Origin of the sequence: Prevotella falsenii DSM 22864 = JCM 15124 (assembly GCF_000613945.1) — a bacterium.
GTDB classification, from domain to species: domain Bacteria; phylum Bacteroidota; class Bacteroidia; order Bacteroidales; family Bacteroidaceae; genus Prevotella; species Prevotella falsenii.
In genome coordinates this window covers 1-1,650 of the sequence record NZ_BAJY01000077.1, presented here as the reverse complement: position 1 = coordinate 1,650, position 1,650 = coordinate 1, and the positions used below count along the sequence as shown (strand labels likewise).

Sequence of the window (1,650 nt, the reverse complement as noted above, 5' to 3'; positions counted from 1 at the left end):
ATATAACCTTAATTCCGCAGCATAAATTCTTGTAAGAAAATTTTATATATTCCTTAATTCCGCAGCATAAATTCTTGTAAGAAAATTTTATATATTGAGATGACTTTTGGTACTCTATACATTGACATGAGGCTTTTCGGTGTTTTTGGACTTGTCTAAGCATGAAATCCCCCACCCAAACCAATGAGGAATGTGATAACCACAAAGACATGCTGTTCATTCAAGGAACACCTCAGCGTAGTGGGTTTTATATGTATATAGGTTCAGAACGTTCTGTCTTGCCGTGCGCACCCATTTTGCTGGGACGCTGACAAAATGTAGGATAAAGGCTTTCAGCCTGCTTGTCTTTTTCAATGGCTTGACCTTCTGGCTGATATGACGGACGAGATAGAGATAGAAGTTCTTCAGCATGGCGGTAACCATCATGAAAACCATGTTCTCAGCCATAAAGGAAAAGGGCAGATGTGACCATCCGAAGTCATTGTTCTGTATGTCGAAGTTCTTTTCGCTTGCTCCACGCTCATTATAAAATGTAATGATGTCTTTCTCGGTAGACATCCAATTATTGGTGAGGATACAGCGGTATGTGTATATCACTCCGAACATATCCGTCTGTTGCTTGCCATCCTTGTCTTTCAAAGGACTACGCTGTACGACAAGCCTGTATGACTTTCCTTCTATCAGGGTGTCCATGCTGATGGATGTGACATCGCATTTCTCATAGCCAACCTCAACGCTCTTCCATTCTTTCAACTGTCGGAAGTTCTCATAGAGACTGCCACAGCTGGCAGCACGTATATAGAACGTGTTGCAGCGCTGCTCTACGGTTTGGATGATTTTCTTTGAGAACGACCCACAATCAGCACGGAAACGCTCTATTACCACACCAAGTTCTGAGGTTACACGGTCCATAATGCGACGGAGCGTGTCTTCTTGATGGAATCTCACATTGGTGTTTCCGTCACGATTCTCACCTCCGACTATGATTCCCCCAATGGAAGCCCAGCCAGGGAAATAGCCAAAATCCTGCTTGTAAGAATACTTTGCATCGAACTTGTGGGCTGGAACAAACTGGTGGTCAAAGTCTAAGTCAACATGACTGCCCACCTTTATAAGCCCCATCCTCCGTATCATCCGTAAAAGTAAGGTATTCAACTTTTCTGCCGTGTTGAAACGATACAGCTTGTCGGAGGTCTCGCACTTATAGACAATATTCTTCTTGGCAAGCTCCTTTAGCCCGCGCCCCACAGTGTCGGCACCGGGTAATAGCGTATCAGGTCTCTGCTTGAACTGCCCTATAAGCGCATTGATGTCCTCAAGGCATTCTCCACCACAAAGGTAACTGAAGAAGAGAGAGCCGAAAATACTTCCATGGCTGAATGCTTTGCCACTACTTCCACGTTTGCCCAATACAGATTCGATAAGTTTTTCAAAGCCCAACTTTGAGAAAACGTCCATAATGTGATAAATTCCACCGAAAGAAGTGATATTCTCGTTTTTAATTGCTACCTTTGTCATGTCAGATTTTTGCTTACTTGTTATGTTTGTTGCACTAAGATAGGTGAAAATTCTGACATATCCAAGTGTTTTGAGGACTTTGTTTCTCAGGCACTTGGATTTCTCACAAGAAATTGTGCTGCGGAATTAAGG

The 1,650-nt window shown here is 43.1% G+C and carries 1 protein-coding gene; it reads right to left on the bottom strand.

Annotated elements, in window-relative coordinates; genetic code table 11:
- Positions 1-216: 216 nt before the first annotated feature.
- Positions 217-1,518 (bottom strand): IS1380 family transposase, encoded by a 1,302-nt coding sequence (locus tag JCM15124_RS12470; RefSeq protein ID WP_024999665.1) that lies wholly within the window; start codon positions 1,516-1,518, stop codon positions 217-219.
- Between the last annotated feature and the right edge of the window lie 132 nt (positions 1,519-1,650).